The organism is Rothia sp. 18CD1-1 (assembly GCF_055285355.1).
In genome coordinates this window covers 245,616-261,389 of sequence record NZ_JBUZLI010000008.1, presented here as the reverse complement: position 1 = coordinate 261,389, position 15,774 = coordinate 245,616, and the positions used below count along the sequence as shown (strand labels likewise).

The 15,774-nt window shown below is 56.0% G+C and carries 15 protein-coding genes; 12 read left to right on the top strand and 3 right to left on the bottom strand.

Going from position 1 to position 15,774, the window contains the following annotated elements; translation table 11 throughout:
• Nucleotides 1-4: 4 nt before the first annotated feature.
• Together ACS1BR_RS08220 and ACS1BR_RS08215 are read right to left on the bottom strand one after the other, a co-directional pair.
• Nucleotides 5-427 (bottom strand): DUF4870 domain-containing protein, encoded by a 423-nt coding sequence (locus ACS1BR_RS08220; RefSeq protein ID WP_463561474.1) that lies wholly within the window; start codon nucleotides 425-427, stop codon nucleotides 5-7.
• Nucleotides 428-527: 100 nt separating this feature from the next.
• Nucleotides 528-1,421 carry a DUF3097 family protein gene (locus tag ACS1BR_RS08215; protein ID WP_463561473.1) on the bottom strand — a complete coding sequence of 298 codons (894 nt, stop codon included), beginning with the start codon at nucleotides 1,419-1,421 and terminating at the stop codon, nucleotides 528-530.
• A 143-nt stretch (nucleotides 1,422-1,564) separates the two neighbouring features.
• Here ACS1BR_RS08215 and hrcA point away from each other — a divergent pair, with 143 nt between their 5' ends.
• The 12 genes from hrcA (at nucleotide 1,565) to ACS1BR_RS08155 (ending at nucleotide 15,073) form a co-directional block, all read left to right on the top strand.
• Nucleotides 1,565-2,557, top strand: coding sequence for a heat-inducible transcriptional repressor HrcA (gene hrcA / locus ACS1BR_RS08210; RefSeq protein ID WP_463561472.1), 993 nt, complete (start codon nucleotides 1,565-1,567; stop codon nucleotides 2,555-2,557).
• 67 nt (nucleotides 2,558-2,624) lie between these two features.
• Complete coding sequence (gene dnaJ / locus ACS1BR_RS08205; RefSeq protein WP_463561471.1) at nucleotides 2,625-3,752, top strand: molecular chaperone DnaJ; 1,128 nt, start codon at nucleotides 2,625-2,627, stop codon at nucleotides 3,750-3,752.
• A gap of 21 nt (nucleotides 3,753-3,773) precedes the next feature.
• On the top strand, nucleotides 3,774-4,544 hold the full coding sequence (locus ACS1BR_RS08200; RefSeq protein ID WP_463561470.1) for a 16S rRNA (uracil(1498)-N(3))-methyltransferase: 771 nt from the start codon (nucleotides 3,774-3,776) through the stop codon (nucleotides 4,542-4,544).
• A 164-nt stretch (nucleotides 4,545-4,708) separates the two neighbouring features.
• Nucleotides 4,709-5,800, top strand: a complete 1,092-nt coding sequence (locus ACS1BR_RS08195; protein WP_463561469.1) for a PhoH family protein — start codon at nucleotides 4,709-4,711, stop codon at nucleotides 5,798-5,800.
• Nucleotides 5,801-5,862: 62 nt separating this feature from the next.
• Entirely contained in the window at nucleotides 5,863-6,312 is a 450-nt protein-coding gene (ybeY, locus tag ACS1BR_RS08190; RefSeq protein WP_463561667.1) for an rRNA maturation RNase YbeY, read from the top strand.
• Nucleotides 6,312-7,577 carry a hemolysin family protein gene (locus ACS1BR_RS08185; protein ID WP_463561468.1) on the top strand — a complete coding sequence of 422 codons (1,266 nt, stop codon included), beginning with the start codon at nucleotides 6,312-6,314 and terminating at the stop codon, nucleotides 7,575-7,577. Before ybeY ends, ACS1BR_RS08185 begins: the two co-directional genes overlap by 1 nt.
• A gap of 92 nt (nucleotides 7,578-7,669) precedes the next feature.
• On the top strand, nucleotides 7,670-8,800 hold the full coding sequence (locus ACS1BR_RS08180; protein WP_463561467.1) for a GTPase Era: 1,131 nt from the start codon (nucleotides 7,670-7,672) through the stop codon (nucleotides 8,798-8,800).
• A gap of 170 nt (nucleotides 8,801-8,970) precedes the next feature.
• Nucleotides 8,971-10,380 (top strand): LCP family protein, encoded by a 1,410-nt coding sequence (locus ACS1BR_RS08175; protein ID WP_463561466.1) that lies wholly within the window; start codon nucleotides 8,971-8,973, stop codon nucleotides 10,378-10,380.
• A 196-nt stretch (nucleotides 10,381-10,576) separates the two neighbouring features.
• On the top strand, nucleotides 10,577-12,316 hold the full coding sequence (gene leuA / locus ACS1BR_RS08170) for a 2-isopropylmalate synthase (protein ID WP_463561465.1): 1,740 nt from the start codon (nucleotides 10,577-10,579) through the stop codon (nucleotides 12,314-12,316).
• A gap of 77 nt (nucleotides 12,317-12,393) precedes the next feature.
• A complete protein-coding gene (gene recO / locus ACS1BR_RS08165; protein WP_463561464.1) occupies nucleotides 12,394-13,167 on the top strand; it encodes a DNA repair protein RecO in 774 nt (257 codons plus the stop codon).
• Entirely contained in the window at nucleotides 13,164-13,946 is a 783-nt protein-coding gene (locus ACS1BR_RS08160; protein ID WP_463561463.1) for an isoprenyl transferase, read from the top strand. The genes recO and ACS1BR_RS08160 overlap by 4 nt, the downstream gene beginning before the upstream one ends.
• Nucleotides 13,947-13,975: 29 nt before the next feature.
• Complete coding sequence (locus ACS1BR_RS08155; protein WP_463561462.1) at nucleotides 13,976-15,073, top strand: quinone-dependent dihydroorotate dehydrogenase; 1,098 nt, start codon at nucleotides 13,976-13,978, stop codon at nucleotides 15,071-15,073.
• Between the two features lie 70 nt (nucleotides 15,074-15,143).
• Here the strand turns inward: ACS1BR_RS08155 and ACS1BR_RS08150 are convergent, their stop codons facing one another.
• Nucleotides 15,144-15,752 (bottom strand): DUF3043 domain-containing protein, encoded by a 609-nt coding sequence (locus tag ACS1BR_RS08150; protein ID WP_463561461.1) that lies wholly within the window; start codon nucleotides 15,750-15,752, stop codon nucleotides 15,144-15,146.
• Nucleotides 15,753-15,774: the final 22 nt, after the last annotated feature.

Here is a 15,774-nt window from a genome sequence, read left to right as displayed (position 1 = left end):
CCACCTATTTTTTGGTGGTGCGGCTGGCCAAAAACCGGTCGTAGAGCTCGGTGTTATAGCGGTACTGGTAGGGGTTTCCTCGGTTGACCTTGATCCCCGCAACCAGGGACATGAAGGCGAGGTATATCCACAGGAGGGCGGCCAGTAGTCCAAAGAACCAGCCAATCACAGGGATTGCGGAAAGAAACATGCAGGCGATAATCACCAGGCTGGGCAGGAGGGTGAAGTTAAAGGCTTCTCGCGATTCTTGCTCGGTGAAGGGGCCTCGGCCGCGATAGAGGTAGAGGATAATACCCGAGGGTAGGCAGCCCATAAATCCGCCAAAGTGTGCGAGCGTGGCGATGTTGCGATCTTCGTGCACGGTAAGTTTTTTAGCCTGGGCGGGGGAACCCTCAAATGCGGACTCTCGTGAGGTAGCGGTCTTCAAAAAATACTCGCTCTTCTGTGGTGGTAGGGTACGGATACGATGATTAGCTAGGTCCTATTCTAGGGGAGGAAGGTGCGGATTGGGGGTAGCAGCTGTCAGGTTATCTATCTTTTATCGAGATCCCCGGCACATGCTCCTGGGTAGTCAGGAAATCGATAAGCTGTTCGACCGGACCGAGAATGTGCGGTTCTAAATCCGCGTAAGAATCTACTGCGGCAAGCATACGTTTCCATCCGGCAGCTATATCTTCCCGGTCTCGGTGGGGCCAACCGAGTCTTTTCAGCACACCTTTTTTCCATTCTTCACTGCGGGGAACCCGAGGCCAGGCCGGGATACCGAGGACACCGGGCTTGATTGCCTGCCACACATCAACGTAGGGGTGGCCGAGAATAAGCACGTTTCCGGCGGCACCCGGCACCTGCATGGCCTCAGCCACCAGGGAGGTCTCTTTGCTGCCGGTCACCAGGTGGTCGACCAGGATACCCAGCCGGCGCCGGGGCGAGGGGGTAAACTGTCGTACTGCCCGGGCAAGGTCGTCTAATCCGTGGAGGGGTTCTACCGCTATGGCCTCTACCCGCAGATCATGACCCCACACTTTTTCTACGAGTTCGGCATCGTGGATACCCTCAACCCATAAACGACTGGAGCTGGCAACCCGGGCAGGAGCATTGTCGACCACCCGTGACCCGGAGCGAGAGATACGTGCGGTCCCGGGAGTAGAGACCGGTGCGGGTGCGAGCACCTTGACCGGTTCCCCCTCGTAGAGGAAACCAAATCCCAGCGGAAAAGATTTTACTCTCCCCCGGGAATCTTCGAGACCAATCACCCGTATACCGCCAATGGTTTCGAGGGAGATGACGGCCCCCACCCAGCCGGTTTCAGCGTCTTCAAGGACGATACCCGGCTGGACTCTGAGGGCGCGAATTTTCTTCTCCCGCCTGTGTTCTCCGATTGAGGTGAGATCTTGCGACCCCCAAGAATAGTAGTCATTCACGGTTTGTTCTCCAGCCTCGACGTGATAGCCTCTCTCAACCTTAGCCCACAGCGTACCCGCTTCAAGACAGCGTAGCCCGGGTACTACAGTTGTATTAGCACTTACACTGAAGGAGTGCTAATTTCTTTTTGCCAAGGAGATAGGTGAGACCAAGGCTTCAACGCAAAGACAGGGTATTGCAAGCGATTGTCGAAGACTATGTTTCTTCGCACGAGCCGGTGGGGTCTAAAGCGCTGATCGCACGGCACGGACTTAACGTATCGAGCGCAACCGTTCGCAATGATATGGCGGTACTCGAAGAGGAGGGCATGATTACTGCCCCGCATTCCAGTGCTGGGCGTATACCCACGGAGAAGGGGTACCGGTATTTCGTTGATAAAATTACCGTCCCGCAGCCTCTTTCGTCCGGAGAAAAACAGGCTATTCTCCGCCTGCTGGACAGTTCGGATAGCGTCGAGGAACTGTATGTGCGCACCGTTAAAATCCTTTCACGGTTGACTCAGCAGGCCGCAGTGTTGCAGTATCCTGCGCCCACCCTCACTACTGTGCGTCACCTTGAGCTTGTCCCTCTTGCAGAACATCACATAAGTATAATTCTGATCAGCAATTCGGGGCAGGTATTGCAGAAAACAGCAACGGTCTCTCCCTACACTGAACAGGACCTTGCGGAGGCCCGGAGCGAGCTTTTACAGAAACTAGTAGGGGAGCCCATCGGGGATATAGGTTCCGGCCAGAAATTTCTCTCCGAGCTCTGTCGGCAGTTGGGGCAGAGCCTGACGCTTTTTGCGCGCGATGACGGGTCCTCACGGCTGCTGTTTGCCGGAACTTTCTACCTGGCGCAGTCCACCTCGGACTTTTCCTCGAGTATAGCCCCCATCCTGAACGCTCTCGAAGAACAGGTAACCATGGTTCGTTTGCTCAATGAGATGTCCGAGGATTCCCGCGGATTTAGTGTGCGGATTGGTGCCGAGACCGCGTCGGTGCCGCTTACCGAAACATCGGTTGTTGCCAGCGTCTACGGGAGACAGGATCTTTCGAGGGTCGGGGTCATTGGTCCCACCCGCATGGACTATCTCAGTATCGTATCGGCAGTCCGGGGTGTTGCTAGCTATCTCACAAAAATTTTGGGTATCTAGTATCCGGCATTAGAATTTCAACGCTAACATAAAACCTTGAGGTTTATTCACGGAAAGAAGTTATTGAGTGAGCGATCATTACCAAACACTGGGTGTATCACGTGATGCAAGTCCCGAAGAGATCAAGAAAGCCTACCGCCAAAAGGCACGTAAGCTACACCCCGATATTAATCCCTCCGCGGAAGCAGCCGAGGAGTTTAAGAGGGTCTCCCACGCCCACGATGTGCTCTCCGATCCGGAAAAACGCCGTATCTACGATCAAACCGGAAACGAGAACGGGCAATCCCAGGGTGGGTTCGGCGGGGCCGGCGGCTTTAGTGGGTTTGGTAGTTTTGGGGATATTTTTGAGAGTTTCTTCAACCAGGCACCGAGTGGGCCGGCGAGCCGCACCCGGCAGGGCCAGGATGCTCTGATCAATGTTCGGATTGATCTCAAGGACGCGGTGTTTGGTGTTGATAAACCCATTACGGTAGACACCGCGGTTACCTGTGAGCTCTGCCATGGTGAGGGTACCGCGCAGGGAACCCACCCCGAGACCTGCCAGGTCTGTCAGGGGCAGGGGTACACGGCGCGGCAGGTGCAGTCGATTCTGGGGACCGTGGTTCAGCAGGTTGAATGCGCTGCTTGCCACGGCTACGGCACCGTTATTAAAAATCCCTGTCCCGAGTGTTATGGGGAGGGTCGGGTACGCGAGCGTAAATCGCTGACCATTAAGATTCCGGCGGGTGTTTCCAGCGGGGCACGTATCCGTTTGGCCGGCCAGGGTGAAGCCGGTACTCACGGGGGGCCCAACGGAGATCTTTATGTAGAGTTACGGGTCAATAACGATCCGACTTTTAGTCGGGAGGGGGATGACCTTCACGCCACCGTTGGTATTTCGATGGCCGCGGCCGCCCTGGGGACAGTGGTGAAGATAGATACTTTTGACGGTACTCAGGAAATTGAGGTGAAGGCGGGAACCCAGTCGGGCGATGTGGTGACCCTCAAGAATCTCGGTGTCACCCGTCTACGGGGGAGCGGTCGAGGGGATCTGCGGGTACACATCGAGGTTCGAACACCCACCGATCTCACCGGTGAGCAGCGTGAGCTCCTTCGCCAGTTTGTGGCCAGTCGCAATGAGGACCTCAATGTGAGCGAAACGGTGTCGGAAAAACACGGTTTCTTCTCCCGCTTCAAAGAGCGCTTTGAGAAGTAGAAAAATCGGTTTCTTAGTTTCATGACTTCCCCCGTTTTTTACTGCGATACCGCGACCCTTGAGAATCTGGGGGTCGCCGATACCCTGGTGTTGGATGGCGATGAGGGACACCACGCAAAAAACGTGAAGCGGCTCAATGTTGGTGAACCTGTCGATGTCTCGGATGGGCGGGGTAGGCGGGTCCGCGGTGAGGTGCGCGCACTCCTGCCGCAGGGATTAGAGGTGACCGTGCGGGAGCTGGTTACCGAGGTAGCGGGCCCCACCGTATACCTGGTACAGGCGCTTGCTAAGTCTGACCGTGATCTGCTGGGTATCGAATTAGCTACCGAGCTGGGAGTCAACGGTGTTATCCCGTGGGCGGCTGAGCGCTGCGTGGTGCGCTGGAAACAGGATCGGGTAGCCAAGTCTCATGCCAAATGGGAGAAGACGGTTGCTGCTGCTGCCAAGCAGGCTCGCCGTGCCTGGATTCCGCCGGTGGACGATTTGCATACCTCGGCCCAGCTTGCCGAGTACATGCGCGCGCAGGGGCCGGGGTCCGCTATTTTTGTGTTGCATGAAAATGCGGATACGCGGTTGACCGGGGCTTTCGCTGACTTGCTCGGGGAGCGGGGGCTTCCGCAGAAGATTTTTGTGGTGGTGGGTCCCGAAGGCGGTATCAGCGAACACGAGCTGCAGCTGTTTACCTCGGCAGGAGCTTTGCCGGTGCGTCTGGGGAAGGAGGTCTTGCGATCATCGACCGCCGGGTCCGCTGCGTTATCGACCATTAATACGCTTGCGGGGACCTGGTCATAGGTGAGGTGAGGTCTGTCCTTTTCAAGGGTTCACTCTGAGCATGAGTGCCTGTCTTCTACTCGGAGGATTGTCCCCATAGAGACTAACCTTGTAAGAGGAAAACATAATTTTTATCCTGTAGCACTACCGTGAGGAGCTCTGATTTCGGCCTAGGCCGGTTATTTATGGCAACCACCGCTTCGGGCGCAAACCGCCCACTGTCTACCGCCCGAACTTTTTCTTTCGACAGCCGCGCCGAGATGGTGGCGGTTCTGGGCCCCTCGGACTCCAGTATCTCGCTGATCGAGTCAAGTTTCCCGGCTGTGTCTGTCCGCCCTAAAAATCTTGACGTGGTGGTATCCGGGCCCGCCGAAGAGGTCACCACCATTATTCGTCTGCTGTCTGAGCTGCGGCAGCTAGCACTGCACGATACGCTCATCACCCCGGACACGGTTTCGCGGATTATTACCATGTTGGCCGCAGAATTGTCCCCATCGGTTTCGGGTACGGGCCAAAATATTCTTAGTTCCCGCGGTAGAAATATACGCCCCAAGACGGTCAATCAGAAGGAATACGTGGATGCGATTGACCGTCACACAGTTGTTTTTGGTATAGGCCCCGCCGGTACCGGCAAAACCTATCTTGCTATGGCAAAGGCCGTGCAGGCTTTGCAGGCTCAGGAAGTAAACAGGATTATCCTGACCCGCCCGGCTGTTGAGGCTGGAGAACGCCTGGGATTCTTGCCCGGCTCACTCAGCGACAAGATAGACCCCTATCTACGACCGCTCTATGATGCCCTCCACGACATGATAGACCCCGGGTCCATACCCGGGTTGATGGAGGCCGGCACCATCGAGGTCGCCCCGCTTGCCTACATGCGTGGACGCACCCTCAACGACGCCTTCATTATTCTTGACGAAGCGCAGAATACTACCGCCGAGCAGATGAAAATGTTCCTCACCCGCCTAGGTTTTGGGTCGAAAATGGTGGTCACCGGTGACGTCACCCAGGTTGATTTACCATCGGGACAGTCTTCGGGTCTTCGGCAAATCCGGCAGGTTCTGGACGATATCGATGAGGTTTGTTTCTCAACTCTTGATGCTCAAGATGTGGTTCGGCATTCATTGGTCTCAGATATTGTTTCCGCCTATGATCGGTGGGACCGGGATAAAGCTGCTATGGAAAGAAAGCGGATGCGCAAGGGGAAAAGGCAGGCCCGTGAGGTGGCTGCGGAGCGGCTTCTTGAGAAGAACGAGATTGATACGGCAGGGGAGTAGGGCTAGTGACCATAGATTTTGACCTTGGGGAAGTGGCTGAGACTGACGATGCTTTTACCCGTTTGGCCTTCTCCGCTTTTGACGAGGTTGTCGTGCGCAACCTGATCAGCCACGCATTTTCTCGGCTAGGGGTCTCTGACGAAACAGAACTCTCGGTTGCCCTGGTGGGAGAGAAACAGATGGATCGGCTTCACCGTACCTGGATGGGGCTTGCCGGTTCCACCGACGTCATGTCTTTCCCCATGGATGAGCTCACTCCTGGGACCCCCGAAGAGCCAGCACTCGGTGTGCTCGGAGACATCGTGCTCTGCCCCCCGGTCGCCGCTCGGCAGGCTCAGCTTGCCGGCCACAGTACACTTGATGAGTTCTGCCTTCTCACCGTACACGGTATCCTCCACTGCCTGGGGTACGATCACGGTACTCGAGAAGAGGAGACCGAGATGTTCGGTGTTCAGCGTCAAATTCTGGAAGAGTTTTTGGGCAGACCGGCACCGGTGGAGACCCGCCACTGATGGTATATGTTCTACTCTGCCTGGGTCTGGCCTTCTTTCTCTCGGCAACCCTGTGTTACATTCTTACCGCCGTAGAAGCGGCACTCACCTACCTGCCACATAGCGATGCCGAGGAGCTGACCGATCACCGTGCCCGTCCGCAACTCAGCGCGATTCTTGATCAGCAGGAAGCCCACATGTTTTCTGTTCGACTGTGGCGGGTTGCTTTTGAAATGGTATCTGTGGTGCTGCTGTTTGCCGCGGTGCAAAATATAGCCCACAATCTCTGGGTCAGCTCGATGATCACCGCCCTGGTTATGACCCTGATAGGGTTTGTGCTGTTTGGGTTCTCGCCGCGCAGTCGGGGCAGGGCAAAACCTGACCGGTTTGTCAAACGTTTTTATCGGCTGGTTTTCTGGCTGACCAAAATTTTGGGGCCGCTACCGTTGGCGGCTAGCGGTCGTCAGCATGAGCGTACACGAGAAAACGATTCGGGAGGTTACTTCACCGAGGATGAGCTGCGGGAGTTCGTCGACCGGGCGAACACTTCGGCTGCTATTGAGGATGCTGAAGCGCAGATGGTGCACTCCATCTTTGATCTCGATGAAACCCGGATTCGTTCGGTGATGGTACCTCGCACCGATATGGTTACCATATCCATTGATGACCCCTTTGAGGAGACTCTTCACCTTTTTCTGCGTTCGGGCTATTCCCGTATCCCGGTCCTGGGTGAAGATTTTGATGACGTACGGGGTTTCCTCTATCTCAAAGACCTGGTGGAGGCTCATATTGCTCGCCGCGAAGGAACCGCAACGGGTATTGCAGAGCTGCTACGCCCCGCCCGTTACGAGCCCGAATCGAAGAGGGTCCTAGACCTGCTCAAAGAGATGCAGCGGGAGGCGACCCACGTTGCGATCGTTGTTGACGAGTACGGTGGTACCGCAGGGTTGGTCACCCTCGAAGACTTAATAGAGGAGCTCGTGGGTGATATATCCGACGAGTTCGATAACGAAAAACCCGAAATTTCCATGCAGGATAGCGGCCGCTTTAAGGTCAGTAGTCGTCTGAGCCTGGGGGAACTCGGTGAGCTTTTTGGTAAAGATCTTGAGGAAGACGGCGTAGAGACAGTGGGTGGTCTCATGTCGAAGCGGCTGGGCCGGGTTCCCATTGTCGGTAGCGAAATTGTGGTGGACGGTATCCACTTGCGTGCCGTGGGTGTGAGGGGGCGGCGTAACCGAATAGGTACAGTACTTGCCTGGTCGGATGCCGCGGTAGACGGTGTCTAGTCTCGCTGCCGGCAGACAGTTGTCTCGGGTGACCAAAGTTTCGCTGCGTAGATGAGGCTGTTCCGGCTCTTCCCCAAAGCTAACAGGGTAGAATGGGCATCTCTGCATACATCCCCGTTCCAGGAGCTAGCTTGAATTTTTCCCCATTCCCCGATGACTTTTCGGCAGGGTTCGCGGTCCTTGTGGGCCGCCCCAACGCGGGTAAGTCCACGCTCACCAATGCTCTTGTAGGGCACAAGGTTGCCATCACCTCAAACAGGCCCCAGACCACCCGCCACACTATCCGCGGAATGGTTCACCGTGAAAATTTTCAGCTTGTTCTTGTCGATACACCGGGCATCCACCGGCCGCGAACCCTCCTGGGGGAGAGACTCAACGACTTAGTGGCGCAAACCCTATCCGAGGTTGACGTGGTGGGGTTCTGTGTACCGGCTAACGAGGATATTGGAACCGGAGACCGCTATATCGCCTCGCAGATTGCTGCTGCAAGCCGCCAGCCCGTTGTCGCTATTGTCACCAAGGCGGATACCGTGTCATCGGAGCGCCTTGCCGAACAGCTGCTGGCTGTTTCCGCGCTGGGGGAGGAAGTGATGACCGCCGAGCGAGCCGCTACCGAGGTACGTCACAGGCGCCGAGGCCAGTCCAGTACCAACCTTCCCTTTCGCCGGGGTAGCGGCCCGGCAGCTCAGCGGGAAAAAGCTAAGAAAGCCGGGCAGTCTCCCGAGACAGCCGTAACCAACGACGGTATGGGAGGCTGGGCCGATATCATCCCGGTCTCAGCGGTACAGGGCTTTCAGGTGGAGCAGGTCGCCCGCCTCCTTGCCTCTTTCCTGCCCTCCTCACCGCCGCTGTATCCTGAGGGGGAGCTCACCGATGAGCCAGAAGAGACCCTGGTGGCGGAGCTGGTTCGTGAGGCTGCCCTTGAGGGGGTCCGTGATGAGCTTCCCCATTCTCTTGCGGTTACGGTTGAAGAGATGGGGCTCCGTGAGGGCCGCCCCGAGGATAAGCCGCTTCTCGATATACACGTTAACCTCTACGTTGAGCGTGATTCCCAGAAGGCAATTATTATTGGGCGCGGTGGGGAGCGGCTGCGCGCCATCGGTGCTAGGGCCCGCAAAAATATTGAGGCGATGCTGGCTACCAGGGTTTATCTTGATATTCATGTGAAGGTGGCCAAAGACTGGCAGCGTGACCCCAAAGCCCTGGGACGGTTGGGTTTTTAGCGGTACCGTTTTTTGGGTGTCTTCAGCGAGTGTATAGAATCTAGCAAGCTCTACCCACTAGTTTTAAAATCTTCTATATCATTTTGTAATCTTCCATGATTGGAGCCGGTGTGTCCACATCTGCAAACAGTGGGTCTTCGGAGAATAATTTGGTAGGCATGGGGCGGCATATGCGTCAGCAGCCTGTCAAGTCCAAACGCTACCGGTGGCTTGCCCTCTCCTGCGTTTTCCTGCTGCTCTTTGTGATTTCGGTGGCCGGTGTGAGTCTTTTACGGCTACGCTCTAATGTGCACACTGCTTCTTTGGATATTGGGCAGTACGCAGATGGGAATTTGAGCGACGGTGCTCTCGATATTTTGGTGGTGGGATCCGATACCCGCACGGGTAGTAATGCCCAGTACGGTGATTCTGAGGATGCTCTGTCAGGTGCCCGAGCCGATGTGATCATGCTGGTACAGGTGAGTGCAGATAAACAAAACGTTTCGGTGCTTTCTTTTCCCCGTGATCTCATGGTTGATATTCCGCAGTGTACCGATCCCGAAACCAACCAGGTTTATCCGGCTAGCGAGGACACCCAGATTAATGAGTCCCTCTCGCACGGTGGGCCCGGCTGTACCGTTGCCACGGTAAGTTCTATCACCGGGGTGAAGATTGATCACTTTATGCTGGCAGATTTTAACGCGGTGAAGTCGCTGAGTAGCGTGGTGGGGGGCGTACAGGTGTGTGTCACCCAGCCCATCGATGACTCCTACAGTGGTTTAAAGCTACCTGCCGGTGAGTCGACGGTAGAGGGGGAGCAGGCTCTCGCTTTCCTTCGTTCCCGGCACGGATACGGGGATGGCAGTGATACTAGCCGTATTGCCGCACAGCAGAGTTTTTTGGCGTCTCTGCTGCGAAAGGTCAATGAGGAGGGAACTCTCTCCAACCCCTCGCAGTTGATGAATATTGCTGAGGCTATTACCCAAAATGTAACGGTTGATAGCGGACTGACTAACCCCGCAACACTGGTCAATATCGGTGCCATGGTTGCCGGGGTGGATCTCAATAAGGTTGTTTTTGCTACCGTGCCCTATGAACCCTATGTGTACGACGATAATAAGCTGCAGATTTCTGATTCTGCCGATGAGGTGTTTGAGCGGCTTCGCCAAGACCGCGGTCTGACCGATGAGGCCGATAGCAGTGCGGAGTCTACCGATACGGCCTCGCCCGATGTGTCTCTGTCCTATGCTGCCCCGGTCACCGTGCTCAACGCCTCGGGCCAGGAGGGGCGCGGGGATGAGATCCGTCGTCTGGTTGAAAACGCCGGGTATACCCAGGTTGATGCCGAGGATTCAGTGACCCAGTACAGTTCCTCCGCCATCTATTACCCCACCGGCTATCAGGCGGAGGCGGAGGATATCGCGCACAAACTGGGAATCACCCAGGTGGAGCTTTCTGCCTCCTATCCGGCTATCTACATCGTGGCCGGTAGTGATTTTAGCGAGGGTGACACTCTCAACCAGCAGCCCAGCAATATCGCGGGCAACGCTTCGGGGCAGACCGCCGATCAGGTAACCTGTCAGCAGTCATACGAATACTAGTATTTCAGTACCGATAACCGTGGGCCGGTGGGTGTGGTTGCTATCCCACCGGTCCACATTCTAAGAAAAGATCTTTTCGCTGGGTCCCTTAGGTAGATTTTCGTGATACTTTCAAAATCCGGATGAGATTCGGCGCCCGCCCAGTAGGCTGTGCTCCGGTCCTGTTTTTGTACATCAACCCAGAGGCTACAATACCGTGAAAAATCTTCAGACTCCCGTATCGATGCCGGTTCACAAGTACCGCCCTTTTTCAGAAGAAATAGAGGTGAGTCTGCCCGATCGAACCTGGCCTGACCGGCACATGGTGAAGGCACCCCGCTGGTGTGCGGTGGATCTTCGAGATGGTAACCAGGCGCTGGTTGACCCCATGGATACCGAGAGAAAACTCGCCATGTTTAAGCTGCTCACGGGGATGGGGTATAAGGAGATTGAGGTGGGCTTTCCCGCAGCCTCACAAACAGACTTCAATTTTGTGCGCACCCTGATTGAGGACGGCCATATTCCCAACGATGTTACTATCCAGGTGCTTGTACAGTGTCGTGAACATCTTATCGAACGCACCTTTGAGGCGATCGAGGGAGCTCAACAGGCTATTGTTCATTTCTATAATTCAACTTCTGTTTTGCAGCGCAAAGTTGTGTTTGGCAAGGATCAAGACGGCATTTTGGATATAGCGCTCACCGGTGCCCGTCTGTGCAAGAAGTACGAAGAACAGCTAGCCGGCAGCACCGCTATCACCTACGAGTATTCACCGGAGTCTTTTACCGGTACAGAACTCGACTATGCGGTAAGAGTGTGTAACGCGGTAACCGATGAGCTTCAGATAGGCCCCGACCGCGAGGTTATTATCAACCTGCCGGCAACGGTTGAAATGGCCACCCCCAATGTCTATGCTGATGCGGTTGAATGGATGCACCGGCACCTCACCAATCGTCAGCATGTGGTGCTATCGCTGCACCCCCACAATGATCGCGGCACCGGAATCGCCGCGGCTGAGCTGGGTTACCTGGCCGGTGCCGATCGTATTGAGGGCTGCCTCTTTGGCAACGGGGAACGTACAGGTAACGTCGATTTGGTGACCCTGGGGTTGAATCTTTACACCCAGGGGATCAACCCGGAGATTGATTTTTCGCGCATTGACGATATCCGGCGCACCGTGGAGTACTGTAACCAGCTGCCCGTCCACGATCGTTCACCGTACGGGGGAGACCTGGTGTTTACCGCGTTCTCGGGTTCTCACCAGGACGCTATCAAAAAGGGTTTTGAGGCGATGAACCGCAGCGCCCAGGAACAGGGTAAGAGTATTGACGATCTGGTGTGGGAGGTTCCCTACCTTCCCATCGATCCCCGGGATGTGGGGCGCACCTATGAGGCTGTTATCCGTGTTAACTCGCAGTCGGGTAAGGGCGGGGTGGCCTACCTGCTCAAGAAGGAATACGGGCTCGATCTTCCGCGCCGGGCCCAGATTGAGTTCTCGTCTGTTGTGCAGGCACACACCGATGCGCAGGGCGGTGAGGTAACCAGCGAGAATCTTTGGCAGGTTTTTGCCAACGAGTATCTTCCCGCATCGAACGAGGGGGAACGCTGGGGCAGGTTCCGCATTGAATCGGTGAGAGCCGACTCGCGGGAGGGAGGTAAGACCACCCTGACGGTTGTTTTAAACGTTGAGGGACGCAGTTTTGAGCGCAGCTCAACCGGCAACGGCCCCATCGATGCCATGCAGTCTATCTTCCACCGGGAGGGCGTTGATGTTCGGCTACTCGACTATTCGGAGCACACCTTGTCCTCTACCTCTGACGCGAAAGCGGCAAGCTATATCGAAGCAGCCGTGGGAAACCGGGTGCTCTGGGGTGTCGGTATCGATTCTTCCACCACCTGGGCGTCTTTGAAGGCTATGACCTCGGCTGTTAACCGGGCTCTCCGCCAGAATTTCTAGCCTCTGTGCCCGGTGTGATTTTGTGGGTCTAGAATTTTGGGCCTGGACCGTTGCGCGGGTGTGAGAGAATGATTCCCGTGAGTTCTGAGTCGTCTAATCCGCGTTCCTACCGGCAGAACGCTCTCGTTTTACGGAACCAGCAGCTGGGCGAGACCGACCGTATTATCGTTCTCCTCACCCAAAACCGGGGAGTTGTGCACGCCGTTGCACGGGGTATTAGAAAAAGCGGATCCAAGTTCGGTGCCCGTCTCGAGCCTTTTATGCACGTGGATGTTGCGCTGGTTTCGGGGAGAAACCTCCACACGGTGTCGCAGGTTCACACCAGGCATGCCTACACCGCAGCAATTATGCGGGACTATGACTCCTACACGGTGGCTTCAACCATTTCGGAGCTCACCGAGGCGCTGGCGCGCTTTGATTCAGATGATTCGTCGCAGGGGTTCTATCGTCTTCTGCTCGGAGCCCTTGCGTCGCTGGCTGGGCAAGAACACCGCCGGAACGATATTTTTGTTGCCTTTTGCTTGCGCGCCATGCAGCTAGCGGGATGGGGCATATCGTGGGATACCTGCCCCCTGTGTTCCCGCCCGCTGGAAGAAAGCTGGTTTTCCAGCGAATACGGTCTCGTGTGCGACCGGTGTGCAAGAGAGTCTCGGGTTCAGGTTTCCACACGGGTTTCTTCTGCTTTAAAAAAATATCTTGAAGCGGTTTATGCTGGACGCTGGACGGACATAGACTCGGTTGACCACTCCACCCTCACGGCGCGGGGGTTTGATCTGGTGACCCGCTATGTGCAGTGGCATCTTGAAAAGCCCCTCAAAACCCTGACGATGATAGATAAGGACACTCCATGACCCCCGTTCCGCCTACCCCGCACCCTTCCGGCGCTCGACCTCCGGCGATCCCTTCCCGTTTTGTGCCCAGGCATGTGGCTGTGGTGATGGACGGTAACGGGCGCTGGGCTAACGAGCGGGGGCTCCCGCGCAACGAGGGGCATATGGCGGGGGAGCGGTCCCTCGTTGAGGTGGTTGCCGGTGCTATTGAGATGGGTATCCCCTATGTTTCCGCATACGCTTTTTCTACCGAAAACTGGAAACGCAGCCTTGATGAGGTCAGCTTTATTATGCGTTTTACCAGTGAGGTGCTAACCCGGCAGCTTCCCACCCTCCAAGCTTGGGGGGTGCGTGTGCTGTGGGCGGGGCGCCGCCCCAAACTCTGGAAATCTGTTATCCGTTCGCTTGAGGAAGTTCAGGAGCAAACCAGACACAACACGGTCTGCACCCTGGTGATGTGCGTCAATTATGGTGGGCGTGCGGAGATAGCTGACGCGGCGGTAAAAATTGCCCAAGAAGCTGCAGCGGGCACCATTAAACCGGGTTCAATCAGTGAAAAAACTTTTTCCCGCTACCTCTATAACCCGTCGGTTCCCGATGTTGATCTTTTTCTACGGTCTTCGGGGGAACTGCGCACCTCTAATTTTCTGCTGTGGGAAAGTGCCTATGCAGAGCTGGTTTTTCTGGATGTTCTCTGGCCCGATGTGGACAGGCGTACCCTGTGGGCTGCCGTAGAAGAATACGCTAGCCGCGACCGTCGCTACGGTGGAGCTATTGACAGGGTTCCCAAGAGGTCCTAATTTACTGTTACCCCCGAGAAAGGTAGATTGTGCGCATATACCGGGCACTGTTTAAGTGTGTTTTTGTTCCGATGGACGCCGAGCGCGCCCACCGGATAGGCTACCGGGGTATCCAGTTTTTTCGAGCCGCAAAGCTCTCCGGGCTGGCCAGAAAATTTTTCAGCCCACACCCCGATCTTGCCACCGAGGTAATGGGGCTACGTTTCCCTTCGCCCTTTGGTTTAGCGGCCGGTTTTGATAAAGAGGGCGGTGCTGTTAACGCTCTGACCGATATAGGTTTTGGGCATGTGGAGGTTGGCACGGTCACCGGGCAAAAACAGGCCGGAAACCCGCGACCGCGGCTCTTTCGTCTGGTGGATGATCGCGCTGTTATCAACCGTATGGGTTTCAATAACGACGGGGCGGCCACGGTTGCCCCCAGGCTGGCAGCCGCCCAGGCTGCCCTACAAAATGACTACGACGGGAAAAGTATTCGTCCTCTGATCGGTGTCAATATCGGTAAGACCAAGGTGGTTGAGCTGGAACATGCTATTGATGACTATCGAATATCAACCCGTATCCTGGCTCCGCAAGCGGACTACCTGGCGGTCAACGTAAGTTCCCCCAATACTCCCGGGCTACGCAGTTTACAGGCAGTACATAGCCTGAAGCCCCTCCTCGAGGCGGTGAGGGAAGAGGCCGATAGAGCTGTGAGCGGCAGGAGAGTACCGCTGCTGGTTAAAATAGCCCCCGATGCGGCAGACGAAGATATTGTTGATATTGCTCGCCTAGCCCTGGAGCTTAAACTCGACGGCATTATTGCCACCAACACCACCGTTGCCCGTGACGACCTGAATTTGAGGGTGGATCGACACCGCCTTGACCGTATTGGTGCCGGCGGCCTTTCCGGTCAGCCGTTGCGGTCACGCTCGCTGGAGGTCACCCGACTCATCAAAGATACCGTGGGGGACAGGCTCGCTATCATCTCGGTGGGCGGTGTTTCTTGCGCCCGTGATGTGCAGCAGAGGCTAGATGCCGGGGCTGACCTGGTACAGGGCTACACCGCCTTTATCTATGAGGGCCCCCTATGGGCCTACCGGGTCAACCGCGAACTTCTCCGCATAAAAAGAAGCGGGAGCCGACCCTAAATTCTCCGGGTAAATTGTGCAGGGGTGACGGTAGGTATGCTACCGTCACCCCTGCACTGCCGCTGTATTACTAGCGGGGAAACTGCCCGCGTTTGACCTGCGGCTTGGGTAGGCGAAACCGGCGAATCATCATCACCCGGTTAACGGTGTACATGGTAGAGCCGGGTTCCACCGAATCAAACTTGGCAATAATCTTCTTTTTGAGCTTGCGCCACATGAACCAGGTGTCAATAACCCAGATCAGGATGAACGACCACATAATAAGTGTCGATATCACCTGCAGGTTCTGTGAGAAGAGCCCCAGTATAAAGACCAGGAGCAAGACCGGAATAATGTAGTCGCCGATATTGAATCGTGCATCGATGTAGTCGCGGATATAGCGACGCTGAGGCCCCTTATCTCGGGCAGGTAGATAGCGTTCGTCGCCGGTCTGCATGGCTGTTTGCTCACGCAGACGCTGCTGGCGGATCGCCTGCTTATCCGCCTCTTTTGCAGCCTTGCGGTCGGTGGGTACCAGGGGCTGCCGTCGCGCGGCTTCTTGCTGCCTGCGGGAGGGGGTGGGGCGCCCTTTGGGAGCAGTGTAGCCTGTTGGCTCGTGACTCTTTGTGTCCGGGGTACTCTGCTCGGTTTCTTCTGCCCCGGTAGATACTTCAGTGGATTTTTTCTTGCGACCAAACACCCCCTAAGGATATACGAGAAAC

Excerpts from the sequence above, each read along its gene's own strand:
- ACS1BR_RS08200 (WP_463561470.1), top strand. The coding sequence starts at position 3,774 with ATGACTTCCCCCGTTTTTTACTGCGATACCGCGACCCTTGAGAATCTG.
- ACS1BR_RS08195 (WP_463561469.1), top strand. The coding sequence starts at position 4,709 with ATGGCAACCACCGCTTCGGGCGCAAACCGCCCACTGTCTACCGCCCGA.
- ACS1BR_RS08185 (WP_463561468.1), top strand. The coding sequence starts at position 6,312 with ATGGTATATGTTCTACTCTGCCTGGGTCTGGCCTTCTTTCTCTCGGCA.
- ACS1BR_RS08180 (WP_463561467.1), top strand. The coding sequence starts at position 7,670 with ATGGGCATCTCTGCATACATCCCCGTTCCAGGAGCTAGCTTGAATTTT.
- ACS1BR_RS08175 (WP_463561466.1), top strand. The coding sequence starts at position 8,971 with ATGCGTCAGCAGCCTGTCAAGTCCAAACGCTACCGGTGGCTTGCCCTC.
- ACS1BR_RS08160 (WP_463561463.1), top strand. The coding sequence starts at position 13,164 with ATGACCCCCGTTCCGCCTACCCCGCACCCTTCCGGCGCTCGACCTCCG.